The sequence below is a fragment of the Proteus sp. G2618 genome, from assembly GCF_009915995.1.
Lineage (GTDB): Bacteria > Pseudomonadota > Gammaproteobacteria > Enterobacterales > Enterobacteriaceae > Proteus > Proteus terrae.
The window spans coordinates 112,654-139,585 of sequence record NZ_JAABNI010000016.1 but is presented as its reverse complement, the minus strand read 5'-3'; the positions used below and the strand labels follow the sequence as shown (position 1 = coordinate 139,585).

24 protein-coding genes are annotated in these 26,932 nt (G+C 36.9%); 12 read left to right on the top strand and 12 right to left on the bottom strand.

What is annotated here, in order from left to right; all coding sequences use genetic code 11:
- The first annotated feature begins 143 nt into the window (after nucleotides 1–143).
- The 4 genes from ecpA to GWJ01_RS08955 all read left to right on the top strand — a co-directional run bounded on the left by ecpA (nucleotide 144) and on the right by GWJ01_RS08955 (nucleotide 5,609).
- Nucleotides 144–743 (top strand): common pilus major fimbrillin subunit EcpA, encoded by a 600-nt coding sequence (gene ecpA, locus GWJ01_RS08970; RefSeq protein WP_109394146.1) that lies wholly within the window; start codon nucleotides 144–146, stop codon nucleotides 741–743.
- 66 nt (nucleotides 744–809) lie between these two features.
- Nucleotides 810–1,496 carry a hypothetical protein gene (locus GWJ01_RS08965; RefSeq protein WP_161710988.1) on the top strand — a complete coding sequence of 229 codons (687 nt, stop codon included), beginning with the start codon at nucleotides 810–812 and terminating at the stop codon, nucleotides 1,494–1,496.
- A gap of 17 nt (nucleotides 1,497–1,513) precedes the next feature.
- Nucleotides 1,514–4,024 carry a CS1-pili formation C-terminal domain-containing protein gene (locus GWJ01_RS08960; RefSeq protein ID WP_109394148.1) on the top strand — a complete coding sequence of 837 codons (2,511 nt, stop codon included), beginning with the start codon at nucleotides 1,514–1,516 and terminating at the stop codon, nucleotides 4,022–4,024.
- 13 nt (nucleotides 4,025–4,037) lie between these two features.
- Nucleotides 4,038–5,609, top strand: a complete 1,572-nt coding sequence (locus tag GWJ01_RS08955) for a fimbrial protein (protein ID WP_109402067.1) — start codon at nucleotides 4,038–4,040, stop codon at nucleotides 5,607–5,609.
- Nucleotides 5,610–5,635: 26 nt separating this feature from the next.
- Here GWJ01_RS08955 and GWJ01_RS08950 read toward each other — a convergent pair whose 3' ends face one another.
- Both GWJ01_RS08950 and GWJ01_RS08945 read right to left on the bottom strand, forming a co-directional pair.
- Nucleotides 5,636–5,833, bottom strand: a complete 198-nt coding sequence (locus GWJ01_RS08950; RefSeq protein WP_109402068.1) for a hypothetical protein — start codon at nucleotides 5,831–5,833, stop codon at nucleotides 5,636–5,638.
- A 74-nt stretch (nucleotides 5,834–5,907) separates the two neighbouring features.
- Entirely contained in the window at nucleotides 5,908–6,210 is a 303-nt protein-coding gene (locus GWJ01_RS08945) for a phage holin family protein (protein WP_161710987.1), read from the bottom strand.
- A gap of 578 nt (nucleotides 6,211–6,788) precedes the next feature.
- Here GWJ01_RS08945 and GWJ01_RS08940 point away from each other — a divergent pair.
- From GWJ01_RS08940 to dhaM, 4 genes are all read left to right on the top strand, one after another.
- Nucleotides 6,789–7,049 carry an ogr/Delta-like zinc finger family protein gene (locus GWJ01_RS08940; protein WP_109394152.1) on the top strand — a complete coding sequence of 87 codons (261 nt, stop codon included), beginning with the start codon at nucleotides 6,789–6,791 and terminating at the stop codon, nucleotides 7,047–7,049.
- A gap of 271 nt (nucleotides 7,050–7,320) precedes the next feature.
- Nucleotides 7,321–8,385 carry a dihydroxyacetone kinase subunit DhaK gene (gene dhaK, locus GWJ01_RS08935; RefSeq protein WP_109402069.1) on the top strand — a complete coding sequence of 355 codons (1,065 nt, stop codon included), beginning with the start codon at nucleotides 7,321–7,323 and terminating at the stop codon, nucleotides 8,383–8,385.
- A 30-nt stretch (nucleotides 8,386–8,415) separates the two neighbouring features.
- Nucleotides 8,416–9,048, top strand: a complete 633-nt coding sequence (gene dhaL, locus GWJ01_RS08930) for a dihydroxyacetone kinase subunit DhaL (RefSeq protein ID WP_161710986.1) — start codon at nucleotides 8,416–8,418, stop codon at nucleotides 9,046–9,048.
- Between the two features lie 41 nt (nucleotides 9,049–9,089).
- A complete protein-coding gene (gene dhaM, locus GWJ01_RS08925; protein WP_161710985.1) occupies nucleotides 9,090–10,538 on the top strand; it encodes a dihydroxyacetone kinase phosphoryl donor subunit DhaM in 1,449 nt (482 codons plus the stop codon).
- Between the two features lie 105 nt (nucleotides 10,539–10,643).
- Here the strand turns inward: dhaM and GWJ01_RS08920 are convergent, their stop codons facing one another.
- From GWJ01_RS08920 to GWJ01_RS08890, 7 genes are all read right to left on the bottom strand, one after another.
- On the bottom strand, nucleotides 10,644–11,495 hold the full coding sequence (locus tag GWJ01_RS08920) for an MrpH family fimbial adhesin (protein ID WP_109394156.1): 852 nt from the start codon (nucleotides 11,493–11,495) through the stop codon (nucleotides 10,644–10,646).
- 6 nt (nucleotides 11,496–11,501) lie between these two features.
- Nucleotides 11,502–12,038, bottom strand: a complete 537-nt coding sequence (locus tag GWJ01_RS08915; RefSeq protein ID WP_109394157.1) for a fimbrial protein — start codon at nucleotides 12,036–12,038, stop codon at nucleotides 11,502–11,504.
- Nucleotides 12,038–12,529, bottom strand: a complete 492-nt coding sequence (locus tag GWJ01_RS08910; RefSeq protein WP_161710984.1) for a fimbrial protein — start codon at nucleotides 12,527–12,529, stop codon at nucleotides 12,038–12,040. The genes GWJ01_RS08915 and GWJ01_RS08910 overlap by 1 nt, the downstream gene beginning before the upstream one ends.
- A gap of 16 nt (nucleotides 12,530–12,545) precedes the next feature.
- Nucleotides 12,546–13,031: a fimbrial protein gene (locus GWJ01_RS08905; RefSeq protein WP_109394159.1), complete on the bottom strand. Its 486-nt coding sequence runs from the start codon at nucleotides 13,029–13,031 to the stop codon at nucleotides 12,546–12,548.
- A 4-nt stretch (nucleotides 13,032–13,035) separates the two neighbouring features.
- Nucleotides 13,036–13,782, bottom strand: coding sequence for a fimbrial biogenesis chaperone (locus tag GWJ01_RS08900; RefSeq protein WP_109394160.1), 747 nt, complete (start codon nucleotides 13,780–13,782; stop codon nucleotides 13,036–13,038).
- Between the two features lie 26 nt (nucleotides 13,783–13,808).
- Nucleotides 13,809–16,304 carry a fimbria/pilus outer membrane usher protein gene (locus GWJ01_RS08895; protein ID WP_109394161.1) on the bottom strand — a complete coding sequence of 832 codons (2,496 nt, stop codon included), beginning with the start codon at nucleotides 16,302–16,304 and terminating at the stop codon, nucleotides 13,809–13,811.
- 93 nt (nucleotides 16,305–16,397) lie between these two features.
- Nucleotides 16,398–16,964: a fimbrial protein gene (locus GWJ01_RS08890; RefSeq protein WP_075672684.1), complete on the bottom strand. Its 567-nt coding sequence runs from the start codon at nucleotides 16,962–16,964 to the stop codon at nucleotides 16,398–16,400.
- Between the two features lie 1,136 nt (nucleotides 16,965–18,100).
- Between GWJ01_RS08890 and GWJ01_RS08885 the strand changes: the two genes are divergently transcribed.
- The 3 genes from GWJ01_RS08885 (at nucleotide 18,101) to GWJ01_RS08875 (ending at nucleotide 20,165) form a co-directional block, all read left to right on the top strand.
- On the top strand, nucleotides 18,101–18,289 hold the full coding sequence (locus GWJ01_RS08885) for a hypothetical protein (RefSeq protein WP_109402073.1): 189 nt from the start codon (nucleotides 18,101–18,103) through the stop codon (nucleotides 18,287–18,289).
- 141 nt (nucleotides 18,290–18,430) lie between these two features.
- Entirely contained in the window at nucleotides 18,431–19,117 is a 687-nt protein-coding gene (locus GWJ01_RS08880) for a fimbrial protein (protein ID WP_202611167.1), read from the top strand.
- A 466-nt stretch (nucleotides 19,118–19,583) separates the two neighbouring features.
- Nucleotides 19,584–20,165, top strand: coding sequence for a common pilus major fimbrillin subunit EcpA (locus GWJ01_RS08875; RefSeq protein ID WP_109402074.1), 582 nt, complete (start codon nucleotides 19,584–19,586; stop codon nucleotides 20,163–20,165).
- Nucleotides 20,166–20,241: 76 nt separating this feature from the next.
- Here GWJ01_RS08875 and GWJ01_RS08870 read toward each other — a convergent pair whose 3' ends face one another.
- Genes GWJ01_RS08870 through GWJ01_RS08860 form a run of 3 tightly spaced genes read right to left on the bottom strand, consistent with a single transcriptional unit; the run spans nucleotide 20,242 to nucleotide 25,219 of the window.
- Entirely contained in the window at nucleotides 20,242–21,519 is a 1,278-nt protein-coding gene (locus GWJ01_RS08870; RefSeq protein WP_075672685.1) for a sigma-54-dependent transcriptional regulator, read from the bottom strand.
- Nucleotides 21,497–23,872: an ATP-binding protein gene (locus GWJ01_RS08865; protein ID WP_075672686.1), complete on the bottom strand. Its 2,376-nt coding sequence runs from the start codon at nucleotides 23,870–23,872 to the stop codon at nucleotides 21,497–21,499. The genes GWJ01_RS08870 and GWJ01_RS08865 overlap by 23 nt, the downstream gene beginning before the upstream one ends.
- Nucleotides 23,873–23,929: 57 nt before the next feature.
- The gene (locus tag GWJ01_RS08860) at nucleotides 23,930–25,219 is read right to left on the bottom strand and encodes an ABC transporter substrate-binding protein (RefSeq protein WP_075672687.1); all 1,290 of its coding nucleotides are present in this window, start codon (nucleotides 25,217–25,219) and stop codon (nucleotides 23,930–23,932) included.
- 312 nt (nucleotides 25,220–25,531) lie between these two features.
- Here GWJ01_RS08860 and GWJ01_RS08855 point away from each other — a divergent pair, with 312 nt between their 5' ends.
- The gene (locus GWJ01_RS08855; protein WP_075672688.1) at nucleotides 25,532–26,869 is read left to right on the top strand and encodes an MFS transporter; all 1,338 of its coding nucleotides are present in this window, start codon (nucleotides 25,532–25,534) and stop codon (nucleotides 26,867–26,869) included.
- Nucleotides 26,870–26,932: the final 63 nt, after the last annotated feature.

Genomic DNA, 26,932 nt, shown 5'->3' with positions numbered 1-26,932 from the left:
TATTTAAAATGAATCTATTTAAAAGTTCATTTTAAATAAGTATTTTTACTAAAACCTAAATAACTGAATAACTGATTATTTTTAAATAATATCTGTTATTTAAAAACATTATGTAATAAGAATTAATCTACGAAGGATATTTTATGAAAAAGCTGACATTAGCCGTTCTTGCAGTTGCTATTATGGGTACAACAACTCTTGCTCAAGCTGATACTCGTACAGCAAGTGCTGTTGCTTCATGGGATGCGAAAGCATACAAAGATACTAAAAGTATGTTAGTTGTTACACCATTAAAATCTTTAACTTTCAATTATGCGGAAGGTATTAAAGCATTTAATTCTCAAGATGGTGCGTTCGATATCACTATCCAAGGTCAAGAAAAAGCGACTGATTTTAAACTGACTTCAAAAATCATCACCGATAAATTAGTACGTGCTTCTGATAACAGTGAATTAACTGTTGGTGTTAAATGGAATGGTACTGACTTAACTAGCTCAACAGAAACTACCATGGTTGACGTTGCTGCAGGTACAACGGCTGGTCTTGATTTCTTAGCTCAAGACGGTGCTTACAACGGTAAAGAGCGTGTAAGCGGTCAAAGCCAATTCACGTTCAATATTGCTTCCGCAAAAATCGCTGGTACTGATACTCAATTCTCTGATTTAGCTGATGGTTACTGGGATGGTGACGTTAAAGTTCAGTTTACTGCAACTTGGGAAGGCGACTTCACTAAAACACCATAAGTTACAAAGTAAGTATTTTAATAAATACGGGATGAGCGAATTTTCGCTCACCCTCAAGGATCCACGATGAAAAAAATAATATTAGCGTGTTTGAGTCCTTTGGTTTTTTATAGCCAATTTGCAGTAGCCATCCATGTCGGCGCCATTACTGAAACAATGCAGTCTGACCAAACTATTCTTGCTAAAGAAATTGAAAATAACGTCGAGCAAGCACGGTTAGTTGGATTGTCTATTGAACGTATTTCATCGCCTTTAGAAGATGGAAAAGTGATCCCTTTAGTTAATAATGAGATTTTGATCTCACCAGCAAACTTAATTTTACCCGGAAAAACCAAAGAAAATTTCAAGATTTTCTATAAAGGTCCTAGTGATAATCAAGAACGCTATTATCGCTTAGTTTGGCGTGATGATCCCGTGACTGAAACCGGATCAACACAGAGCTCAAAAGCAGCAACTGCGACCACATCAGCAATGATAAGTACCATTTTAGTCGTCGCTCCACGTCAAGAAAACTTCAGTTACCGTTTCGATAAAAGCACTCGTATTGTTTACAACACGGGGAATAGCTCATTCCGTACTGTCGCCACAGGCGATTGTATGCCTGATGCCGTGACAAAAAATGAAAATAATCGTTGTAGTGAACGTTATTATGTCATGCCAGGCCTTGGTGTTAAGTTAAAACAAGTCGATGTTCAAAGCAAAAGAGCAACTGTCGGTATTTGGCATAACGATGATTTTATTATTATAAATTAATTTAATAAGGATTCATTGTGCGTAAATCAGGGATAGCTCTAGGTATCGCTTTGTGCCTTTTATCTGGAAGTGCATTTAGCCAATCGTCTAGTTTAAAGATGGGTAACTACATCATTCCTAGTGTCTTCGCAACTGCGTTAGAAGAAGGCATGACGATCCCTGTTTATCTGCGTTATAACCTCTCTAATCAGTCTGTATTAGAAGAACAAAGTCGTAATAAAATTGCCGATGCACTAGTGGTACTTAAAGACAATAAAATCACCATTAACTCAGTGACTCCAACACTAGATGAAGGTGACGCACAAGTTGCCTCTATCAATAAACAACTCCTCCAATCATTAAACGAACTTAAAGATAAGCCCTTTGATCAAAATAATAAGATAGTGCTTTCCTCAGATGCTACGCTTAATTTTGATTTAAGTACCTTTATTATGTCGTTAGATGTTAATGAAGCAGGCCTTGCCACTCAAATCAAAGCACGTTCGGAAATGTTAGGAAAATCAACCGTTGATAATATTTCCTCCGTTACCACCTATGATTTAGGTGTCTATAACAATCAAATGAAACAGCAAAAAGATAATACTAATAGTTATTTTTCAATCGACAGTATTTGGAGTTTTGCTGAAAACCATTTGAATTTGAGCGCCACAGCGTATGGTCTAGGTACTGCAGAGCAGTCTTTTGACTTTTATCGTGCCATGTTTGAACGTGACTTTAATGGTCGCCGTTTTGCTTTTGGTCTATTAAATACGTGGAACTTACAATCTATTGCTTCGATGTCAGCACTTAACAGCAGTAAAGTTTATGGTGTTACTTACGGTAATAATTCATCGTCTAAAGTAAGCCATTCTCAACTTTCTCTAACCCCCATTACAGTCTTTTTGCCGAGTGCCGGTGAAGTCCGCCTTTATCGTGATGGCAAATTATTAAGTATTCAAAATTTCCCAATGGGGAGTTTTGAAGTGGATACCGCACCCCTCCCTTTCGGTATTTATGAAGTCGATATCGAAGTAGTGATTGATGGGAAAGTCCGTTCTCAACAGCGTCAAACCGTCAATAAATCTTACAATATGAAAGGCGCCACTTTAAACCAATTCCGTTGGGAATTATATTCAGGATATGTAGATTACAAAAAACGTATTAAAAATAATAATAACGAATATCGTACAACCAGTGGCGATAATACGGTCTTAGTCGGTGGCGCTGGTGCGATTACATTAGGTGTATTTTCAGGCTTGAACTTACAGGGTTCTGCTTATGCCTTTGATAATCTTGTCGTATTAGAAACCAATAGTAATTTACAATTAACGGATACACTCTCAACCAGTTGGCAGGCACTAATTGCTAAAGATGGTAGTAACCGTAATATTTTTACTGCTAATTACTCCTTGCCTAAAGGAATTGGCGCATTATGGGTCAATCGAGAAAAAGGAAATATCAAAGATGATTTTCCGATGTATGACTCTGATAGCTACTCTTTTGGTACTACCCTGAATTTCTCTCAATTTTGGGAATATGCAGGCTCATTTACTTATTCTCACACTAAAGATTTAAGAGACAAAAATAAGTCTAACAGTTTTGAATATGCAACTACGCTTTATACAGGTCGTTACGGCAGTATGAGTTTGCGTACTGGTGTTCAACGCTATCACTACGATAACCAAAACAGCACCAACGAAAAATACATTACCTTAGATTTCTCACTGCCATTAGCCACATGGCTCAGTGCGGGCGTTTCTTCCAGTAATGGAAATATGCGTGGTGAGTTATCTGCATCAAAAAGCTTTGAAGATTCTGCTATTCGTAACGCAGGCTTATCCGTATCCACCCTATTACATGATAAAGACGGTACTGACAGTGATTTCTCTGTCAGTGGTTACGGCTCATTCGATACCAAATACAGCACTGGTACGTTAACCATGAGTCGCCCTAATAATGACCGTTTAAATACCACCTTAACAGCACGAGGTTCATTGGCTTATAGTGATATGAATTTCTCTGCCAGTGGTAAACAAGAAACATCAGGGGTAATTGTCAAAACTGGGATTGATGGTGAAGGCCAAATTGCCGCCAACGTCAATGGTCAACGTTTTGTGTTATCGGGTGGGAATAACTTTATTCCACTTTCCCCTTATGCCGAATATAAAGTCGAATTACTGAATGATAAAAACAGTGAAGATAGCTTTGATATTGCCTCAGGTCGTGTGAAAAACGTGGTGCTTTATCCGGGTAACGTTGCGGTGCATCAGCCTGAGTTAAAACAGATGGTTACCGTGTTTGGTCGAATGAAATCGCCTGATGGCACACTGTTAGCCAGTGCACAAGTACGTAACCATATCGGGCGCACTCAAACCGACCATCAAGGTCAGTTTGCTATGGATGTTGATAAACGTTATCCAGTGATTTCATTACAACAAGATGATAAACAAATTTGTGAAGCTGAATTAGACCTTTCATCTGCACGCGGTGTGTTATGGGTAGGTGATGTGATTTGTGATCCGCAAACTACATTGGTAAACCGGAATTAAAGGAAAGCATATAATGTTTAAACATTATTTATTATTAATACTTACCCTTTTTGCTACATTTACTGCCAGTGCAGCAACCTACACCAATGATATTGTTTTTATTGAGAACAATATTGATAACGAATATTTTATTACACCTCAAAAAACGGACCCCCGTTTTAGTGGTGCTAACGTTTTTACTAAATACAGTGATAATCAACTTAGTTTAGGTTACATGGGATATACGGGTGTAGTACCTATCAATAATTACTTTGATATTTGGTTAGAAAACTCTCCAATTAAAATGCCATTTATTGGTAACCGTTGCTGGCGAACATATAGAGATTGCCCATCTGATGGAATACAAAGACCTGAGCAAGTCTTAAGTGATGGAATGTATCGTGCTTACATGAATACTCATGGCGGTGAAGCGGGTATTCCTAGGGCGATATTCTCTGATTCTTTTTATCAATATATGCAAAACTTGCCTATTGGCAGTACTGAGAATTTTAGTTATTTTTTCTGCTATACCAAAAATGATTACAACCCTGCATTGGGTCAAACGTGTCGTTCTGTAAATGGTAAAGTAAATGAGCAAAGTTTTGCGATCACCAAAAATGGGCATATAAAGCTAAAATCAACCAATGCATTACAAGAGATTTTTGTCGATAGCGAAGGTAATGCTGTTTTAGGCTTAGGATCTAAGTTTTGCGAAATTGTAGGCGATAATGTTGTCTGTAAGATGGTCGATTATGAACTAAAAGGCGAAAACTTAAATGTTATGAGACTAGCGATGAAAGTCGATACAACGACATTATCATTTACACCAACAGCGAGTGATATACTTCTTTCAGCAACACCTACATCAAGAACCTATTATTATTCATCACCAACCATTGCTTCTTATTTAATCACTCCTGGTAATGGTGGCGTTTATGTTCATTTTACAAAAAATTTCTTTAAAAAATTAATTAAAAACAACGTGGATCTTTCTAAAAGCCAAGATTTATTTACCTTTAGTTTTACCAATGTTGCAGTACCTCAATCAGGATTTTATGAATTTACGCCATCAAATACGATTATTATCAAGCCTCGCGATTATGGCATTAGTATTGTTTCTAAAGAATTAGTCAACAATCCTTATAGAGAAGGAAAAGTGGGTGATAAAGAGCCACCATTAACGTTTGATTATATTGTTACCACCAGTGCATTTCGCCAAGCCAATAAAATTACAGCCGCCGTTGAAGGGCCTAAAACAACAATCCGAGGCCAGTCTTACTGCTTATTTAGCTCTAAAGATAAAAAAATCAATGTGCCTTTTTCAGCCTATTTAACGTATACCGATGAAGGTGGCTCAAAAGTAAAAAATCGTACTGCTTGCGATAATGTGCCTATTTCCATAAAAGAAGCGTTATGGACAAAAACCACATGGCCTTACCCTTATCAGTTAGAAGGCAATTTCTATCGTACCGATTTACAATTAACCTTTCCTATGAATGAAAGTGCTTCTCTTTTCTCAATGGAAGGTGAAGACTGGATTGGTGTAGTAGAGGCTCGCGGTTATGTTAATGTCTTTGCAGAATGGTCAGGAACTGACATCCACTAAGTAAAATAAGCGTCTCCGCTTTTATATTAGAGATAATTTTCCTCTAATACATAAACAAAAAGTTGAAGATCAAGACAAGCATCCATGTTTGCTTGATCTTCGATTTGCGTTATTAACATCCGTTGTTCTAACGCTATATTGTCTCGATGCCATCCTTGAGCAATCCAACCCAAACTAAACGCCAGTAGTGCAATCCATGCAAATAACGCTTGAGTGTTGAACATGACGTAACTCCTTAGTCATTCGAGACAAAACTGACTTTATCGACTTTTATTATGATAAAAACGTGTTGCACTTTTTACTTGGTATCATCTTTTTCTTTCCCTGAAAAAAATTGATTACCTCGTTTACGTAACCAGATTTCGACTAACTGATAACCCACAATACCGAGCGCTGAGCCAATTCCCATTACTGCGACAGAATCAATTCCAGGCCATAAAATAAGCAGTACGCCAGCAACAACAGAAACCGCAGAGCCTAAAATAATTTTGCCGATAAACAATCTTAATGTAATGGTTTCATTCGCAACAAGCATCTTCCCTAATGCAATAAAAGCGCCCACTATGACTAACGATATCAATGTGCTGTCATATTCATCCATGAATACACCTCATCTCTGATTACACTTTTTTTAACCGTAAAAAGAACCCTCACCTCCCAACATTCATCAGATAATCTGTAAAGAATTAGCAGTAAGCCACGACCCTGTGTAACTGAATAAATTCCCGATTGAGATAACGTAAGTTCCTTTTATTTCAACTACGCGCAACATCCATTTGCGATAAACAACAGGCGATTCAGTTATATTACTGCTAACTTCCTTGTTAACTTGTAATAGACATCCTTATCTATTGATTTTTACTTGCACTGAAAATCAACAAAAAATAATAAATAATAAATTCAATATGTTGCTTATCTCCGTATCATTTAACGTGAAGCTATTATCTACAAAGTTTGTATTTCAGGCTAGTAAGTTTGTTCGGTTAACGTCGGTTATCAATGCTTATCCGACAATAACCGAACTATTCACATAAAACAAAACAAATAAACTTGTTTAAAGCCTCTTTAAATAACCTTAAAACAAAGATTTATATAAAAAACAATAAATAGGCTGGTTATAATACAAATTTCAGCTAATATAGAAGCTATCTGATAGCCCATAGAAAAGAGAAAAATGCTATGCGTGTCTTAACTATTTTTTGTCCTGAATGCGGTGAAAAAGCGCTTATAAAAAAAAGTAATCGTAAACACAAAGAGTTATCCGATCTCTATTGTGCTTGTCGTGATCCTGAATGCGGGCATACCTTTGTTTTAAACCTTACGTTTAGTCACACCCTTATGCCAAGTGCAAAAAACAAAGATACGTTGTTATTAAATGTGATTAAAAACCTTTCTCCAGAACAAAGAGAGAAAGCACTCACTCTTTTGCAAGGTATGTAACCATCACTAACAGACACTCTTTTTTCATTTATTTTTATGATCTTGCTCCCATTCTGACAGGTTATTTGACTAACCTATTCTTATAGAAAGATAAATGATGTAGATTCATTTTTAAGCTAAATAAAAATAATTCTTATGTTTAAATAAAATAGACACCGCCCATTTATGCCGTGTTTGCCAATCCTTCAATAAAGAATTTGTCAGCCACCCAAACCAGAAACCCTATTTCTGGTTTGAAGACTAAACACAAATTTCAAACGGAGCATTTAAGATGAAAAAGCTTATTAATCGAGTTGATGATGTGTTATCTGAACAACTACAAGGCTTTGCAAAAGCCCATCCTGAAATCAAACTTCATCCCTCCTCTTTTTATGTCACGCGAAAAGATGCTCCAGTAAAAGGTAAAGTTGCTCTATTGTCCGGCGGTGGCAGCGGACATGAACCGATGCATGCGGGTTTTGTGGGTAAAGGAATGCTTGATGGCGCATGCCCGGGTGAAATATTTACGTCACCAACACCGGACAAAATGTATGACTGTGCCAAAGAGATCGATAGCGGTGAAGGTGTTTTAATGATCGTAAAAAACTACACCGGTGATGTGCTGAATTTTGAAACAGCAACAGAACTGCTTCATGACGATGGTGTAAAAATTGCCACAATATTAGTCGATGATGATGTGGCAGTGAAAGATAGCTTATATACCGCAGGACGTCGTGGTGTTGCCAATACCGTATTAATTGAAAAACTACTGGGTGCAGCAGCTGAAAGAGGAGACTCTCTTGATGAACTAGTTAAATTAGGTCATCACATTAATAACAATGGTTTTTCTATCGGCATTGCCTTGGAAGCTTGTACAGTTCCAGCAGCAGGAAAACCCTCTTTTACTTTACCTGAAAATGAAATGGAATTTGGTGTCGGTATTCACGGTGAACCAGGTATTGATCGTCGTAAATTTACTTCCCTAAATGATACCGTCGATGCCATGTTTAATACCTTAATTGAAAATGGTCACTATCAACGAGTGATCCGCAATTGGGATCGTGAAAGCGGTACTTGGATCGATGAAAATCAGGAAAAACAACCCCTAAAATCTGGCGATCGCGTCATTGTTTTAGTTAATAACTTAGGTGCCACACCACAATCCGAGCTTTATGGGGTTTATAACCGTTTAACTCAATGCTGTGAAAAATTTGGCTTAACCATCGAACGTTCTTTAATTGGTTCTTATTGTACTTCACTCGATATGTCAGGGATCTCCATTACATTATTAAAAGTGGATAATGAATTACTTACCTTATGGGATGCCCCAGTAAATACACCTGCGATGGTGAAATAAGTCTTTCATAACAAGAAAAAGGAGCAAAAAATGGCTTTAACTCACGCTCAAATTATTCTTTGGTTACAACAATGCGCACTGTTGTTTGAACAAAATAGTGATTATTTAACAGATTTAGATCGTGAAATTGGCGATGCTGACCACGGTTTAAATATGAACCGTGGCTTTAGAAAAGTGCAGGAAAAGTTACCTGAATTTGAAGGGCAAGATATTGGCACTATCCTCAAGACCACAGGCATGACATTGCTCTCAAATATTGGCGGAGCAAGTGGCCCTCTATTTGGCACCTTCTTTATTCGTGCTGCCAAACCCACGGCTTCATTGCAAAACCTAGAACTTAATCAACTCGTTGAAATGGTAACAGAAGGTGTGGAAGGCATTGTAAGCCGAGGAAAAGCAGAGGCAAATGACAAAACAATGTGTGATGTTTGGTGGCCAGTAGTTGAGTCATTAAAACAATCTAATGAACAAAATCTTTCTATTAAAGAAGCCCTCAATCAAGCGCAAATTGTCGCTGAAAAAGCCGCTGAAAATACTATCCCGATGCAAGCTCGAAAAGGACGAGCAAGCTACTTAGGTGAACGCAGTATCGGGCATAAAGATCCCGGCAGTGTTTCTGTGGTACTGATGATACAAGCCCTTGCAAATAGTATTAATGCATAACTGACCAAACAACCAACACAAGCAACCAATAAAGGTCTACCATGATAAATATTGTTATTGTTTCTCATAGTAAACATCTCGCTGATGGTGTGGCAGAGCTTGCCAGTCAGATGCTTAACCCGGCTTATTGCCAACTTGCTGTTGCCGCGGGTATCAACGATGAAGAAAATGCGATTGGTACCGATGCCGTTAAAATTATGACGGCGATAGAATCACTTTCTCAAGCACAATCTATTGTTGTGATGATGGATTTAGGCAGTGCAATATTAAGTGCAGAAACTGCGATTGAATTACTTGATCCTGATCTCGCTGAAAAAGTTACTCTCTGCTCTGCCCCCTTAGTTGAAGGTACACTTGCTGCGGTTGTAGCCGCATCTTCAGGAGCGTCATTAGAGAAAGTGATTGAAGAAGCTTCAAATTCTTTATATCCAAAGAAAATCCAATTGGGTGAAAATTTCGTTCAGCCTAAAAATGATATTAATGCCCCTGTCAAAATTCACGGCAAAGAGGTAAGTTGGGTTGTTCGCAATCCTCATGGATTACATGTAAGACCGGCTGCAGCTTTAGTTGAAGTACTTTCTGCTTTTCAGGCAGATTACCAACTAGTTAAAGGGGATAGACGTATTAATCCTCTCAGCTTAAATCAGCTTTCATTAATACAAATTCGCCAAGGTGATGAGATAACGCTAATTGCCTCTGGTGAGCAAGAAGATGAGGCGATTGCCGCTTTTCTTGAACTTGCCAAAAATGGCTTTGGTGAAGAGCTACCTTCTGATTCTAATACCATAACATTAAAAGGTATTTTAACCCCGGTGTCTCAAATTAAAGCCCCTGCTTTTATTTGGCATGAAATAGAACTATCACCGATAGAAAACTTATCTGAACCGATTGATATCCATGCCCAAATTGGAAAACTTAATTTCGCAATAAAAGAGACGCTAAAAGTACTAAAACAGACTGCCAATAAAGCGAGCCAGACATTAGGTGAGCATATTGGTGCTATTTTTAACGGCCATATCATGATGTTAGATGATGATGAATTAATTACGAGTGTGATTGATCGCATTAAAGAAGAGAAGATCAGCGCCCAACAAAGTTGGTCGGATGAAATGCAAGAAAGAACACAACTGTATTGCGCCCTCTCCGATCCTTATTTACGCGCGCGTGAACTCGATCTTCGTGATCTGCGTAATCAGGTACTTTATCATTTACAAGATAAAACACGCCCAAGTTTCACCCCTTCACAACCTGCTATTTTGGTCGCAAAAGAGCTTTTCCCTTCGACATTAATTCAATTAGTTGATAGCCAATTAGTCGGTATTGCTTTAGCAAAAGGAGATAGCTGCTCTCACAGTGCCATTATCGCGGCGGAAATGCGCTTACCGATGTTAGTCAATTTAGGACCTACGTTATTAAAAGTTTCTGAATCTCAAAAGCTAAAATTAGATACAAATAAGGGTGAATTAGTTATTGAACCTATAACGCTATAAACCTTTTTTCACATTAAGCACATAAAAAAAACCCGCACAATTATGTGCGGGTAAGTCAACGAAAAACGCTATCAATCTAGGTCATTATTGACTCTTCTAATTTTGTTAAGGTATTGATAATACCAATGTCGTAGTACCACTAAAGTTACCTAATGAAGGCGTTCCGTAGGTTTGAAGCTTTGACATCACTCTCACATAAGTATATTCATTCTTTATTGTGTTAACCTGTGTTCCAATCGATGCAGGTGAACCATTTAAGGTTAAAAAAGAACGAATGCTACCATCTGGTTTTAAGTTTAAAAAATGATCTTCCATTGAGCTGGTAATTTTTACAGGCATAGTTTCATTACAAGTAAGTGCAAATTGCTCTTCGGCTTCATTACCATTAACTTGTGTCACATCAAGTACGCCATGTGAAATATTTAAATTGCTAGAAATAAATGCACATTTACCTTCAGGCGGTGGGGCAATACCACATACACCACCAGGCACCATTCTTCCACTTCCTCCCGTTGGACTACTCGTCATAAAAAAAGCAATACATTCATCAACCTTAGGTTTACCAAGGTGATCACTAAAACCAACAAAAGGAAGTGATAAACCACATTGATTCATTGCGACATCACGTATCTCGGACATACTAGCCAATTTTTGTAAATCAACATTACAACGCCATGGAACTCGACGTTCTGTTCCCGTTCCCCCTTTATTAGGTAGGCTGTGGAAGTGATTTATTTGAATAAAACATCGCCCACTAAAACCTAAACTTTTACAAGGGTTTGGCGTAAATCCCATCTCTGTCCAATATTCCATGACAAAGTTATAACGTATATCACTCTCCTTCTCAGGTGAAACGCCTGATTTAGTAATATAAGTAAAATAACCTGCTTGTACGCTAAATAGTGAAAAACTGCATAGTACAATTAATAACTTTAAAATTTGCTGTATTTTTTTCATTATCTTTTACTCATATTTCAAAGAAAACACGGCAGTAGCAGAAAAATGCCCCGGTTTAATTGATTTATTTGCAATGGCAGCCGCTGTTGCTTGCAGATAAGCTATAAAATTAAGCTCAAAAATGCCATTATTAGGAATATTATATAAACTGGTGTAATCCCCTAATATTACGGGTACACCTTCTTTAGTGGTAATTTTTATTCCTAAATCAGGGTTATTTGCACTGTCGTCTAATGCCAATAATCCGAAAAGTTCATTATGCGTTGCTCCTTCAAACTTAATTTTCACTTGCTTGGCAATAGAGATATCGCACTCTGATAAAGTAATTTTGAAATCCTTTTTCTCAAATTCAAAATAACTTTTATAAATATCATCCAAGCGAATTTCATCAAATGTCACATCAACCTGAGAGTGTTCAGGCAAGACTTTGCAAGGTGCGATAATTAATGAACCAAAAATATTAAGATTTTCAGCTGCAAAAACAGAAGAGGAAAATAATAAACAACTACCAATAATAGAGCGAAACACACTTAATCTATTCATTATTGGTACTCCACAAATAAAGTGCCACCTGAGGTAAAATTACCGGGAGTCAGTTCACTATTTTCTTTTTTAACCAAGACAGCCCAAATCTTTTCAGGGTTATTTAAATTAACTGAATACTTTTTATTTAAATCAATAATAGAATTACCCATCATAAATTTTACGGCTAATTCATTAATATTGGTTCTCAATCCATTGGGATCGAAACTGCTTTTTTTCCCATCTATCGATAAATACATATTCCAGTTATTTAAATTTTCTTCACAAGTAATTTGGTAATTAATCTCGCGTTTTTGGTCATAGCCTTTAATCGTTTTTATTGCCACGGGGCCAAAATTCACCTCAATCATATTACCATCATTCACTTTACAAGGAGGTGGAGTTAATAAGTTACCTTTAATCAGTATCTGTGTTTCATTATCTTTTGCCAAACTGGGTAAAGAAAATGCAGAAAATAAAAATAACATAATGAGGAATGGATAATAATGCATATTGTTTATTCCTCCGTTAGTTGTAATAAACCTGCATAGTTGCAGTTGCAGTAAAAGCGCCCGTTGGTAATGTGGCACCACTTTTTTTCACAAGTACAGCATAAAGCTCAGGTCTCGTTTTATAGCTAAACTTAAACGGTGTTGTCATATAAATATTGGTATCAGCGGTTTTAAATAACACCCCTAAATCTGTCACACTTGTTTTTAAATAACGTGTATCAAACCCTGCACCATCACCGGTAAATTTCAGGGACATACTCGGATCACCTGTTGTTTTACAATCCAAGGTGTAATCCATTTTTTGTTTATAATTTTCGTTTTCTATTCTTGTGGTCATCACATCATTAAAATTCACTTCGATAGGTTTACCATCGTTAATTTTGCAAGGACGCGATTCCACACTCCCGCTCACTGTGACTCTTAAAAAGCCAGAAGCAGCCCATACAGAAGGAGTGAGAAAACTCATACAAAGAAAAAGTATTACACCTCGGAATATAAGCATAATATTACGCCTTCTTATCTTTGATATTTGCTGAACAAATATCTCCACGACACTGGAATGTTAATTCAACTAATCCACCGAAATCATTAAGATATTCAATGGCTGGCGTTACACCTAAATCAACCACTTTTGCCCCTAATGAACGTTGGCCAAAAGGCTCAATCATCACCGCTTCAAAGTCTTTTACTTCGACATTGTTCTTTCTGACTTTGGTAATAGTTAAATAATAAGGTGAAGGGTTTTTTACATTGTAATTAGCACCTTGTTTTTCAATCAAAATGTCTTTTTCCATTGGATTAGCTTCTAAGCGGCTAGGTGCCACAATGCTTTTTGGTCGATAAAACACTTTAATTTTTGTCTGTAATGCAATTTGCAAAACATTGGGAGAATCACTACGAGGAGGAATTTCACGAACATTAAGGTAATAAATACTTTCTCTGTCTGTGGGTAACATATTAGTTGCAGGTAATGCCTGTATTTTAATTTGGCTCTTGTTACCAGCTTCAATACGTTGAACTGGAGGTGTTACCACAAAAGGAGAATTAATTTTTTCATCTTTACTATTCTCAAGCCAAGACTGTGCTAAATAAGGTTTAGATTCATTTTCATTTTCTAAAACCATACTGACTGAGCGCTCACCTTCATTATATAAAACGCGTGTTCTATCTAATGCGATAGCGGAATAAGCGGATTGAGAAAAGAGGCAAAGTGTAACGATAGCGCCTAATGTTTGTGTGTTGATATATTTCATTTCATTCACCGTTGACTTAAATTTAATTACTTACAAGGAAGCAACAACATGTTGCTTAAATTATTTTCTAGTACTTGAGGCAATTGGAATTGGCAAGTTTCACCACTCCAAGCAAGATCTAAAGTTTCACCTGCTTTTACACCTGATAAATAAACAAAGCCTTCGTCTGAAATAATGCCGACTTCTAATTTATCTTTGTTATAAACACTAGCTCCAAAAGGAGGATATTTCTTATCAGCCATGGTGATCACGGCTAAGACTTTCTCACCTTCAATCACATTAAATTTACGATAACCAATCGCCCCTTCGGTTAAGGTGGCATATTGTGACGATTGAACGGCATCGGCTTTTTCAGGAAGGTTATTAATATCGATGGTGATATTGCTACGAGAGTAGTTTTGCACACCCATTAAAACCGCTTTACCATGTCGGTTAGTTTCAATTGGCGTTAAACCTGTTTTAATCGGAATATCTTGAACATTATTGGTATCAACCAATATACGTGAATTTCCTATTGAAGTGACTCGGTGGAATGCTCCCCCTTCTGGAGTGACGGTTATTCCACCCATTAATTGCATTGATAATGCGCTTTGATTATTTTGGGTATAAGTACCACTTGCAGTCAGTTTTGCTAAATTACCGTCATAATTATAGAAACCTGAAAGATTAACTTTATCGCTATCCCACGTTCCTGCCGATAAATTATACGTGCTACGATCATTAAGTCGTTCATAATAGCTAACACTGTTACTGGTATTATGGCGATTAAACGATCCAGAATAACTAATATTAGCGTCATTACGCTCAAGTGGTACACCTAATGACACATAAACTCCTTCGTCATTATTATGGCTCGATTCCACTTTATAAGCGGATAAATTAACAGATAAATTTTTAAAGTTAGCCCAATCAAAATAACTAGAAACCGTAAAGCTATAATTATCCGTTGAAGGTCGATTCCAATATGTTTGGCGAGAATAGTTTAAGTAAGTATTGATATTATATTCAGGAAAAGCCGTACCAAATATTGCGGTATAAAGCTCTTTACCACTGTCAATATGAAGTCCACGATAACGACCATCTAAAAACTGGGTCATACTTAAATAGTCACGTTGAGAGAAGCGATAACCCGCGAACGTAATCTGACTATTTATTTCATCAAATTGTTTTGAATAAGTAACGTTATAAGAAGTTCCTGATAGGGTTTTATCATCAAAGTTACTTCCCATCTCAGCCCGTGAAGCTGAAATATTAAAGGAGAGAACCCCGAATGGCGCTAAATCTTGCCCTAAACCTAAAGCAATATTTTGATATTCAGTTGAAGCTAATAACCCACCATAAATTGTGGTGTTATTCGCAGCCCCCCACGAGAAAGATCCTAAGGAAAATGCCGGGCCTTCAGTATCGTGTTCATTTTTAGTGGGTTTACCCATTACCAACTTATATAAAAACTGTCCCGGTCTTGTTAGTGTGCCTAAACGCGATGTTTCCACTTTAAATGTTTGAACAGAACCATCTTGTTCTTCAATAGAAACATCTAAGGTACCACCACCGAATGTATTGACGTCTTGAATTCTAAATGGCCCTGGACTTACTTCATTTTGATAAATAATACGACCATCTTGACGCACAATAACTGTGGCGTTAGTTCTTGCAACCCCGGCAATTTCAGGCGCATAACCTTGTAAGCGAGGTGGGATCATCGCATTATCGCTCTCTAATGAAGCCCCTAAATAACGGAAGCTATCAAAAAGCTCTGACGAGAGATATTGCTCACCTAAAGTTAATTTAGCCCCCAAAGAACGAATAGCACGGAAGATATAAAGCTGATTCCAACGCCATGATTTATCGTTATTATTTAAATTACCGCCAGAAGCTTGCCAATCGGAGCGAAAACGCCAAGCACCCATATTAATGCCCATCACACCACTAATATTGGTACCCGTTTCAGTGCCTTTTCCATTATTTTCATATCGAATAAGGCGATTACTCATATTGTAATCAAGAAAGAACCCTGCAATACCATCATCCCAACGTGAAGGTGGATCCCAACTAGGATCTTGATATTCCATAAAGGCTTGAGGAATACTGATATTTAAAATACTGGTATAGAGATCACCCACTGCATTCATATTAGGAACAGAACGAAAATCAAGGCACTGGATATTATTAGTGGTTAGCCAAGTGACTTTTTTTTTCCATTCAGACTTTAAACCTAAAATGGGATAAACCTCTGGAGTGATACAAGGAATGGATAATTCTGCGTTGTAATCTGGGGCAAAAAATAAAGTAGGCTCTTCGTTTCTTACTCTTTGTTTATTAACGTCGGTCGCCAGTAAATGAGTACCCGGCTGAATATAGTTTGCGTAAGAAAATTTGGTAAAATCGGTATTTTCAATACCTTTATCTGTTAAAAAGTCGGTATTAAAATCGACTGCTTCTTCTGCAAAAATAGGCAACGAAAAAGGAACAAAGAATAAAAGCATTACTTTTGTGATCTTATTTATTTTCATGCTTTTCATTTTGCTATGCCATCCTCAGCATTATTAACAGAAGACAATATTGATGAGATGCATGGCGCTTAAGCGCCACACATCCTATTAAAAAAACAACAATTATTCGTAGATAACCTTGAAGTTAGCTACTGTGTCAAAAGAACCTGTTGTTGCTTTCTTATCGTCTGCTTCGTTACCTTTCACGTAAGCCGAGAATTGCAATGTCGTGGTAGAGCCGTCGCCATTATTTAAAGCGTGGCCTGCTACTGGAAAGCCTTGACCAAAAGTAATTGGGTTATTACCGCGGTCAGTGATAACGATACCTGCGTTTTGTACTTTGCCACCTAAGCCCAGTAATTCGCCGGTATAACCATCAAAACCACTTACAGTTGCACCAGTAAATGATACTTTTGCAGTTTTGTAAGTTTCAGTTGAGCAATTTTTCAGGATAATATCGAAGTTTTCACTATCTGAACGGAATTTATTGCTGGTCAGTTCATGCAATGCGATTTCACCAAACTTAACAGTTTGATCTAAACTTTTATCATCGATTGAACATGGAACATCATTGATAAAGCCAGTAAAACGCACTTTACCTTCACGGCTTTCCGCTGGATCTGCAGCTAAAGTAGGAGCAGCAACAACTAAAGACAACGCAACACCTAAAGCTAATTTAGTAAATTTCATAAAATTTCCTTTATACAAAATAAAGATATTGATATTTCTTGGCTTCGAACTAAACAAGCGATAGGTAATAAAACCTAACCGCCTTTCTATAATTTAAATTTTACAGCTCCATTGATATCTATTTATAAAACCAAGATAGGGGATATCCTACAAATGCATCCTTTTTGCATTCATATTCAAATTAATTTATGGAATAAATTAATCTTATTCACTTTTTTAAACGTCAGTTTTAAATACTTTAGAAATTAAATTCCTTAATTAATAAAAACATCTTAATTAGACATATAAATAAGTAATAAACTTTAATAAGAAAGTAAGAGTAAAAATTTAAAGCAAAAAAACAAATTTAAATTATGTTCTTTTACTTATTTTGCAATTAAATACTCGCAAAAGGCGTAAATTAAGTCAAAAGTCGAAAAATGATAATGTTAGTAAAATACAAAGATAGTTATCAAATGAAACAAATCTTTAAAAGATCAAGTTAAGTATTTAAATCTAAAATTTAATATTAATTAGATATTATTACCTAGCAAAGAAGGTGATCACTATAATTAACACTATTAATGAGTAAATCAAACATAAAAACCAGATAATACATATTAATTGGTTTTTTATAATAAATTTTTAGTTATATATGGATTATTATACATTGCTAAAACGATAAACCCAATATATACACAAAAACACCTAGGATTCATCTCAATTGAGGAGTTATATTATATTCTCTAATTTATTTAAAAATTAGACAATCCAATTTTGACAGTATATTTAAATATCGATAATTTATTCTTAATAAGAACTAAAAATAAATTATAAATAAAGATAAAATATGAGACTCTTTAAATGAGCACTCTTTATAATATAATCAATTATGGAATAAAATGACTTTTATCATAAATAAAAAAACAAACTCATAACAACCGAGATATTTCGCCAAGCCAATAAAATTACTGCTGCGGTTGAAGGATCTCAAATTACATTAAGAGGTCAGCCTTACTGTTTATTGAGTTCTAGAGATAAAAAAATTAATGTGCCCTTTTCAACCTATTTAACTTATACCAACGAAAGTAGCTCAAAAGTAAAAACCCGTACTGCTTGCGATAATGTGCCTATTTCCATTAAAAGAAGCCTTATGGATGCAAACCACATGGCCTTACCCTTATCAATTAGAGGGTTACTTCTATCGTACCTATTTACAACTCACATTCCCAATGAATGAAGGCACTTCCCTTTTCTCGATGGAAGGTGAAGACTGGATTGGTGTCGTTGAAGCCAGCGGTTATGTCAATGTATTTGCTGAATGGTCTGGAACAGATGTTCACTAAAAATAGGACGAAGTAAGCAACGGATATAATTTGAGTGTTTATACCCGTTTTATTATTCATAACACATGATGCTTTTTATATTGATGATATTATAGACTTCATTATTATCATTTATTAAAACAAGCTAATTAAAGAGATATAATGAAAAGAATATTAAAATTCATCAGTACATTAGCACTTTCAACACTGACATTTTCAGCTCATGCTCTTTATGTCGGTTCTGAAGTTTTTACCCTTGAATCTGATAAAACCTTTTTCTCTCGCACTTATCTTAATAATACAGACAGAACCAATCTTTATAAAATTCATGTCTATAAAATCGAAAAACCGGGAGGAAAAGAAAAAGATGAAAAACAGCTTCCCATAGATGACGGCGAAATACTTTATACGCCTTTGCAAAAAGTGTTATTACCAAATGAGCATGAGTTTTTTAAATTATTTTATAAAGGTGCTAAAGACGATAAAGAGCGCTATTACCGTATTATTATTGAAGAAACTCCAGTTAACTTAGTACCTTATCAGGAGGACAGCAAACAACCTTTGGTTGTTCCTACCGTTGGATTAAATACTGTCATGGTGATCCGCCCTCGCGAAATGAAATTCACTTATGATCACAATAATATTGCAGGCACCATCAAAAACACTGGCAATACCTACTTCCGATTACTGTTAAATGATCAGTGCGATTCTGACGAAGAAAATGCCAAAATATTACAACTCTTACCCGGTGAAAGTTATCAACATCCTTGGCTAAAGAAAGAGCATAAACAATTTATTGTTGCTTTTGACCGTTATATTGGATTAGAGAATAACTGCGCGAAAAAGTAATCTAAATACTAATTAAAAATAAAAAGGTAGCCTAATCAGCTACCTTTTTATTACAAAATAAGTAATTCCACTTAACTTATAACCTTTCCTGTTATTTCCTCTCATTTGAAAGAAAATGTAACTTAGTTAAATATATAATTTTTATAAATACATAATTAATTAAATTAATTTATATTCTGTCATATTTATCATTTTAAATTTTTGAATATTAATCATAAAAAGATATCAATACACACATAATAAACTGATAATAAATGATTTTACATTTTTAACGATAAAACTATTTTTATTACATTTTATTCCTATTTTTTTTCGATGTTTTAAATAAAATACTTTTTCAACTTATTCTATAATTTATCTAATGAGTGGTCGTTTTTAGATGGTCGAAATTTTACTTATAGACTCATGAAAAAGACTTTCTAGCCGATATTACTCTTAACATCGATTGACCCTATAGGAATACATAATGAAAAAATATCACGTCTTACTTAGCTTATTAATGACAGCTTTTACAGCAACAGCAGCCTTTGCTAATACCTCATCAATACAAACAGTCGCAAGTTGGCAAGCAACCGCAGTAAAAAAACCACAAAGTGAATTAGGTGTAACCCCTTTAAATGCCCTACATTTTGAAGTAACAGAAAATAACCGTTTTAATGATCAAAACGGTACATTCGATATCACTGTTAAAGATATTGAAGGCGCGACAGACTTTAAATTAACGTCAAAAGTAATCAGTAATGAGCTTAGAAATTCTGCTGATAATTCAGTGTTAACGGTCAAAACAGACTGGAACGGTAAAACACTATCAAACCATCAAGAAACCGTTATTCTTGATAATCAAAAAGGAATAAACAAAGGGCTGGTGGTTGAAAATAAAGCAGCAGAAAAAAGTGAGCTAAAAAGCCTTCAAAGCGCATTTCTCTTTAATGTGATAAATGGCACACAACCAACAACATCCTTACCTGAAGGTTTATGGGAAGGTGTATTACGTATTGAATTTACCAGTAAATGGTCAGGTGACTTTGTGACTTTAGCAGCAAGATAGTTCAAATGCTATGACTTAAAAAAAACCGTGAAAGAGCGCCAGTATGGCGCTTCTTTGTTATTTAATAGCGTGTAAATCAAACCTTCGGTTTATAGCTATCTTTATCGAGATCATGTTTTTTCATTCGTAAATACAGCTTCTTACGTGGAATACCCAAGTAATCCGCCACATCACTAACCCTGCCTGCAAATAAATATAATGCGTCTTCAATTAACCGACGCTCATATTCATCAACTAAGTTATCCAAAGGACCTTCTGGTGGAATAATGGCTCTATGTTGTTCACTATCAACCATTTTCACAATGCCTACCGCATATAATTCAGCAACATTTCGTAGCTCACGAATATTACCCGGCCAATCGTAACGCTTTAAAATATCAAGATAATTACGATCAATTTTTGGTACTGCAATACCAAGTCGCTGTGCGCTTTGCCGTAAAAAAGCTCTAAATAACGGAATAATATCAGGGCGTCTTGCACTTAACGGAGGCAATGAAAAAGTGATTTGTGAAAAATAGTAATAGAATTCAGGAATTAATCGCCCTTCTGTTACCAATTGCTGTGTATTATTTTCTAAAATTGCAATCGTTCTAAAATGACGCTTTCCTTGGCGTTCCATATCTAACAAGTAAGAACTCAACCAGCGTTGTGCTTCTGAGGATAAATCATAAGGAGAACGCAAAATCAGCGTTCCTACTTCATCGGCTTCAATTTGAGCAATAACCTGTTTAATATCAGATAAATTCTGACAATCCACAGTTTGGATCGATTTATCGCTATGCGGGCTTAATTCATGTAATAGTTGAGCAAGAAGATGACGCCCTGTTCCCATCTCGCCTTCTATCATTAAATCTTTATCGATATCGGCAATTTGTTGCACTTGCTCTCTGATCGCGGTGATTTGTGCGCTGTCTCCGACTAATCGCTCTTGTGTCGTGCTTATCACAGCATTTCTAAGAGAAAGAATAGATTGACGCTCTTTATGCGCTTTTGCCACTAACTCTAAGAAAACAGGCGGATTAATCGGTTTTTCAATAAAATCATAAGCGCCTTTTTTTACTGCTTCTACTGCTAACGGTATATCTCCATGTCCTGTGATCATGATAACTGGAATGCGAGCGTCAATTTGTTTAATGCGCTCTAAAACCTCCATGCCATTCATTGCTGGCATATAGATATCAAGAACAACGGCACCCTGCCATGCTGGTGTTAAAAGACTTAATGCTTTTTCTGGCGAGTTGGTTACTCTGGCAACCATCCCCGCAAGATTGAGTAAATGACGATAAGATTCAAGAATATCTTCATCGTCATCAATTAATAAAACGTCGATATCAGGCATGTGTGATTGTGTCATCTGTAAACTCCAAAACAACCATGGCGCCACCATTTAATGTAGAGGCCAAGTAAATTTCATAACCAAACCGTTGCATAATTGAACGGCAAATGGATAACCCTAACCCAAGCCCCACATCTTTTGTGGTTGTAAATGGGGTAAATAGTTTTGGTAAAACGGCTGAATTAAACCCTTTTCCACTGTCGGCGATCCCCACTAATTTTCGTTTAGGATCAACAGATAAAAGATCAATCGTGATCTGACTTTCACCAACACCGGCAATCGCATCCATCGCATTAACAAACAAATTAACCAAGACTTGCTCAATTTGTGTCGGGTCTGCACAAATGGTTAACTCATCAGGAATATTATTCGTAATGATACATTGCTCTCGTTTAGAACGAGACTCCACCAGCACCATCGCACTATCTACTAACTCTTTTAATGGCGCCGAAACAAAGCTAATTTCAGACGAAGATTTACGTGAGAAATTACGTAATGCCGTAATAATTCGATTCATTCGTGCGCACAGTTTTTCAATACGTTCGATAGAATCAGGTAATTGATCATACTTTTGCATCTGTATAGTCAGCTTTGCACTATACAAATAGGTGTTAATCGCAGAAAGTGGCTGATTAAGTTCATGCGCAAGACTGGTCATCGCCTGCCCAACAACCGCCATTTTAGCCGCTTGTACTAACTCTTCTTGTGTTTGAATTAAGTGTTTTTGTGCCTGTTCACGGCGCAACATCTCTTCATTTAATTGCTGATTTTTGTCCTGCAAATCTTGTGTTTTTAATGCTACAAGCCGTTGAAGTTCTAAGCGACTTAACTCTTGGCGCGTAATATCTGTGATAGTTACAATATATTTATGCTCATCTTTATGAGGATATTCACGAATATTAAATTGCAAGAAATGAGGCTCACCTGCTTTTACCATACGAATAGTACATTCACTTTGCCCTAAGCGATAAAGCTGACTGCTTGAGCTAAATTGTGCTTTAAGCATTGTGCTCGCCTCACCACTAAACAATAACCAAAGTGGTTTATTACTTTGCTCTTTTCCTGTTCCTAATAACGTTGCTGCACTTGGATTGACAGTTTCCATTCTGCCATCGTGGTGACAGGTAATTAAACTCGCATCAGTATTATTGATAAGATTTAACGCATTACTGGTTTCAACTTCTTTCATTTGACGCCAAAATCGGCGAAGCCGTCGACTTAATAAACCAATTTCATCTTGCCCTTCAATCAGTACAGGCTCCGTTAAATTACCTTTGGCAACATGCGCTAAGTCATCACTGAGTTTATTCAATCTTGCGATAAGTCTTCTATCAATCAATATTTTCATCACAATAATACTCAGCAATAGTGATGCAATAATAATCACCACAATCACAATTTTTCCCGTCGCCATTAGCTTGCGAGTATTATCATTAAGCTTGTTTAGTGCTTCACTCGTGGCCAAAACATTCCCACTGACTGCATTATCAAACTGAGATAATTTTTGATTTAAGTCGGGGGTTAACGCTTTTAGTTTTTTCTCATTTTCAACATCATCAATTAATGTTTGATAAATATCACCGTCATAGCGAGTAATGGCAATAATTTCTTGTAATACTTGGCGATGAGCAATAGTTGATGGATAACTTTTTAATTTCTGATTTAACGCGATAATTTCGTCAATTTTAACGCTGATATAGTGGAAAGCGACATCAATATCACGGCTATAACGCTGATGTGCAATTTCTTCTACCAAACTAATCAGCTCATTTTCTGTGGTGAATAATTCTTGTAATAATGTAGATTCAAGTAAAAGTTGTAAGCTGTTTTCCTGTACATTTTTCTCATTAATCATTTGGCTGACATGCCACTCAATTTCATTAAGCAGTGGCTTAATATCTTCGCCAACAGCGTCATGCATCCACGCCAATTGCCCCAATAATTGTGCAAGACGATTTTCTAATTCGCGTCGTTTATCTAATAACACATCTTGCTGATTAATAAGCTCTGATAACTCATCAACAAGTTGAGTATAAAAATCACGTTGTGGTTTTTGCTCTATAGGAAACTCGCGCAGATTATCTAATAACCGATAAATTTCCTGCTGTTGTTGCTCTGAAACTGATTTTCTCTGTGTCTGCTCTCGCTCTTTTAATAGCATTTGTAAATTGGTGCTATAACGCTCCATATTATAGCTGGTGGTTAACATCGGTAGAGATTCGCCCACTGACGCATTAATTTGTGTCGCCAGTTTTCCCCACATAAAAAAGATAACCACACCAATCAATAAGGTGAGTAAAGAACTAAAGATAAACGCCATATACAGGCGTCTACCTAGTTTGCCAAATTGTTTAGGCACTAATAATTTCATCCGTAATACCTTTCATAAAAACAGCGCTTCCTGCTGTATATTTGAACCACAAGGCGGTTAGGGTGATTTAGTCTCTTTCAATAGAACCAATGCTTGTTCAAGCTTTTCAGCTTCTAATGTACGCCATTGATACAACACAGCCAACGCTTGATCAGAATACTCTCGCTGATCAGCTTCTTTCATAAATAATGCTTGTAATGTTGGTGAATTAGCCTCTTTTTCGCTAATAAGCACCGAACTTGCTATTTTTCGAGCTTTACTGATCGCAGAAATCCGTTCTGGGGTTTTATTTTCTTGTTTTTCTGCTTCGTGGATATCATTCCAAACTTGGCGCATTAATGGGAAGTTATGGGTGATCATTTGATCAAATAACACACTAACCACTTCACTACGACGATAAGCCTCATTGCTGTTTAAAATAAATTCCGTGTTATTAGCAAGTTCATCGTTATTACGTAAGATCTCTTTACTTAATGGGATCTTTGCCATATCACTTTTATAGATGATCTCTTGTCCTTCATCCGATAAAAGAAAGGCGATAAATTTGGCGGCTGTGTCTCTTTTACTGCTTTCTGCCACAATCGCGACATAAGCCGGTAAAATAATCGACTTATCAAAATAGCTAAACTCGACAAAATCAAAACGTTTTTGATGGTTAAAAGCGTAGTTATCAATAATTGGCCCAGCACCGACAATGCCTCTGGCAATAGCATCACTAACACGTGAACTACGTGCCGAAATGGAAGAAAGATTGCCACTGGTTTCAAGTAAGATCTGCCATCCACGCTCCCAGCCATACTCTTGTAGCACATTTTCCACCATCAATTGCATCGTGCCGGAGTTTGCCGGCGTCGTCATGGTTAAATGTCCTTGATAAATAGGATCACTTAAATCAACCCAACTTTTAGGTGCCGGAATACCGAGTTTTTGTAGATATTGCGTATTACTCATAATGCCAATACCGGAATAGCCAACCGTGGTTATCTTATCGTTTAAGATATCACTATGGCGCATTAACCATTTTGGCGTTTCATACTTGACAGGTAATCGTGTTAGTAGCCCTTCTCTATCTAGATGATGGAAAAAATTAGCCGATGACGACATCACAATATCAACAGGCTGTGTGGGATATTGTTTCATCATCCGTGTCGCAATCGCGACACGGCGATAAACCACTTGCACCTTAGTATCTGGATAACGCGCACTAAAGGCCTCAGTGAGTGGTCGCATTGGTGTATCTGAAAGTGTCGTCAGTATAACAAGTGGCTGCTCATCACTACGTACTGGTGTGATAAACAGCCAACTAAACAATAAACAGACGAGGCTTAGTGTTATTTTTATTCTCATGACATACCCCTGATTTTGTTTTGAATAAACATAAAAATGTGTCGAACTTCAAACTTCTGATATTTAGCAATATTTATTATTTTGAGCTAATGAGTCCTTAATGACCCATTTACAATAATGATACGACGATATCTTCACTCATTTTCAAACCAACACCTAATAGCGATGTTACAAATTTGACTCACCGATTCAGCAGAATGTGTCATCGATGACTCAAATTCCTTCTTTTGCACCAAGATGACCCAAATGAATAGCATCAGCTCTGAAAACCAAAATCAGCTTCAGACATGAATAATATTCGGAGTCATCTCTATGCTAAGTTTCTTTAAAACCAGAAAGGATCTGCCGCTAATAGAAGCGTCAAGTGAAAAGATCCGCGCAATATATAAAAAGCACCAATGGCAGGTCTTCTTTGGTCTTGTTCTTGGTTATGCCATGTTCTATGTGGTTCGTATGGCACTCGGTGTGGTGAAAAAACCTATGCTGGATGCAGGTATCGTAACCACCGCTGAACTTGGTTTAATGGGTTCTGCGTTCTTCTTTACCTATGCATTTGGTAAGTTCTCTAACGGCTTCTTGTCAGATTATGCCAATATTGGACGCTTTATGTCCATCTCGTTAATTGCCTCATCCTTTGTTTGTATCTTCATGGGAATGTCAACGGCGAGCCTATTCTTTATCCTGTTATGGGGTATTAACGGTTGGTTCCAATCTGTTGGTTCAGCACCTTCTTGTGTCTCTATCTTCCAGTGGTTCTCACCAAAACAGCGCGGTACGGTTTATTCCATCTGGGGTGGCTCGCGTAATATTGGTGAAGCAATTACATGGGTCTTGACTGCAACCATAGTGAGCTTCTTCGGCTGGCGTGCAGGTTTTATCGGTGCAGGTATCGCAGGTATTGCTGCGGGTATCATCTTACTGATGATCTTAAAAGACCGTCCTCGTACTTATGGCTTGCCTGATCCAGCAACTGCGTATGGCGAAGAGTCAGAAGCGGTTAAATCAAGTGATCCTAAAGAAACTCGTCGCGCTCAGTTATTCGTATTAAAACAACCAACAGTGTGGATCATCGCAGCAGCATGTGCGGCTATGTATATCTCTCGCTACGCAATCAGTTCATGGGCCGTTCTTTACCTACAAGGTTCAAAAGGTTACTCACTGATTGATGCGGGTTTCGCAATGTCAACTTATCCAATCGCGGGTTTCTTCGGTGCAATCTTAGCGGGTATGGCTTCTGACAAACTGTTCAACGCTAACCGTCATATTCCAACACTGATTTACGGTATCGCCAACATCGCTGGTTTTGCACTGATGTTCTGGGGCCCACAAAGCCGTGTTATGGATGCTGTTGCATTAAGTATGGTTGGTTTTGCAATGGGTGGTCTGGTTGTGTTCTTAGCAGGCTTAACCGCTTGTGACCTGATGCCGAAAAACGCAGTAGGTGCAGTAAAAGGCTTTATCGGACTGTTCGCTTACATTGCAGCATCCGCTCAAGAACTGATTTCAGCATCATTGATTAAAGTAACTCAAGTGGGTGATATCACTAATTACGACTTCACCACAGTACAGTATTTCTGGATAGGTTCTGCCATCGTTTCCATGATTTTAGCGACGCTAGTCTGGAATGCGAAAAAAGTTACCATGGATTAATGAATTAATTAAGTTGTCATCAAGGGATACCGTTGGGTATCCCTCTTTAAAAAGAGAATGTCA

Excerpts from the sequence above, each read along its gene's own strand:
- ecpA (WP_109394146.1), top strand. The coding sequence starts at position 144 with ATGAAAAAGCTGACATTAGCCGTTCTTGCAGTTGCTATTATGGGTACA.
- GWJ01_RS08965 (WP_161710988.1), top strand. The coding sequence starts at position 810 with ATGAAAAAAATAATATTAGCGTGTTTGAGTCCTTTGGTTTTTTATAGC.
- GWJ01_RS08955 (WP_109402067.1), top strand. The coding sequence starts at position 4,038 with ATGTTTAAACATTATTTATTATTAATACTTACCCTTTTTGCTACATTT.
- GWJ01_RS08950 (WP_109402068.1), bottom strand. The coding sequence starts at position 5,833 with ATGTTCAACACTCAAGCGTTATTTGCATGGATTGCACTACTGGCGTTT.
- GWJ01_RS08945 (WP_161710987.1), bottom strand. The coding sequence starts at position 6,210 with ATGGATGAATATGACAGCACATTGATATCGTTAGTCATAGTGGGCGCT.
- GWJ01_RS08940 (WP_109394152.1), top strand. The coding sequence starts at position 6,789 with ATGCGTGTCTTAACTATTTTTTGTCCTGAATGCGGTGAAAAAGCGCTT.
- dhaK (WP_109402069.1), top strand. The coding sequence starts at position 7,321 with ATGAAAAAGCTTATTAATCGAGTTGATGATGTGTTATCTGAACAACTA.
- dhaL (WP_161710986.1), top strand. The coding sequence starts at position 8,416 with ATGGCTTTAACTCACGCTCAAATTATTCTTTGGTTACAACAATGCGCA.
- dhaM (WP_161710985.1), top strand. The coding sequence starts at position 9,090 with ATGATAAATATTGTTATTGTTTCTCATAGTAAACATCTCGCTGATGGT.
- GWJ01_RS08920 (WP_109394156.1), bottom strand. The coding sequence starts at position 11,495 with ATGAAAAAAATACAGCAAATTTTAAAGTTATTAATTGTACTATGCAGT.
- GWJ01_RS08915 (WP_109394157.1), bottom strand. The coding sequence starts at position 12,038 with ATGAATAGATTAAGTGTGTTTCGCTCTATTATTGGTAGTTGTTTATTA.
- GWJ01_RS08910 (WP_161710984.1), bottom strand. The coding sequence starts at position 12,529 with ATGCATTATTATCCATTCCTCATTATGTTATTTTTATTTTCTGCATTT.
- GWJ01_RS08905 (WP_109394159.1), bottom strand. The coding sequence starts at position 13,031 with ATGCTTATATTCCGAGGTGTAATACTTTTTCTTTGTATGAGTTTTCTC.
- GWJ01_RS08900 (WP_109394160.1), bottom strand. The coding sequence starts at position 13,782 with ATGAAATATATCAACACACAAACATTAGGCGCTATCGTTACACTTTGC.
- GWJ01_RS08895 (WP_109394161.1), bottom strand. The coding sequence starts at position 16,304 with ATGAAAAGCATGAAAATAAATAAGATCACAAAAGTAATGCTTTTATTC.
- GWJ01_RS08890 (WP_075672684.1), bottom strand. The coding sequence starts at position 16,964 with ATGAAATTTACTAAATTAGCTTTAGGTGTTGCGTTGTCTTTAGTTGTT.
- GWJ01_RS08885 (WP_109402073.1), top strand. The coding sequence starts at position 18,101 with ATGCAAACCACATGGCCTTACCCTTATCAATTAGAGGGTTACTTCTAT.
- GWJ01_RS08880 (WP_202611167.1), top strand. The coding sequence starts at position 18,431 with ATGAAAAGAATATTAAAATTCATCAGTACATTAGCACTTTCAACACTG.
- GWJ01_RS08875 (WP_109402074.1), top strand. The coding sequence starts at position 19,584 with ATGAAAAAATATCACGTCTTACTTAGCTTATTAATGACAGCTTTTACA.
- GWJ01_RS08870 (WP_075672685.1), bottom strand. The coding sequence starts at position 21,519 with ATGACACAATCACACATGCCTGATATCGACGTTTTATTAATTGATGAC.
- GWJ01_RS08865 (WP_075672686.1), bottom strand. The coding sequence starts at position 23,872 with ATGAAATTATTAGTGCCTAAACAATTTGGCAAACTAGGTAGACGCCTG.
- GWJ01_RS08860 (WP_075672687.1), bottom strand. The coding sequence starts at position 25,219 with ATGAGAATAAAAATAACACTAAGCCTCGTCTGTTTATTGTTTAGTTGG.
- GWJ01_RS08855 (WP_075672688.1), top strand. The coding sequence starts at position 25,532 with ATGCTAAGTTTCTTTAAAACCAGAAAGGATCTGCCGCTAATAGAAGCG.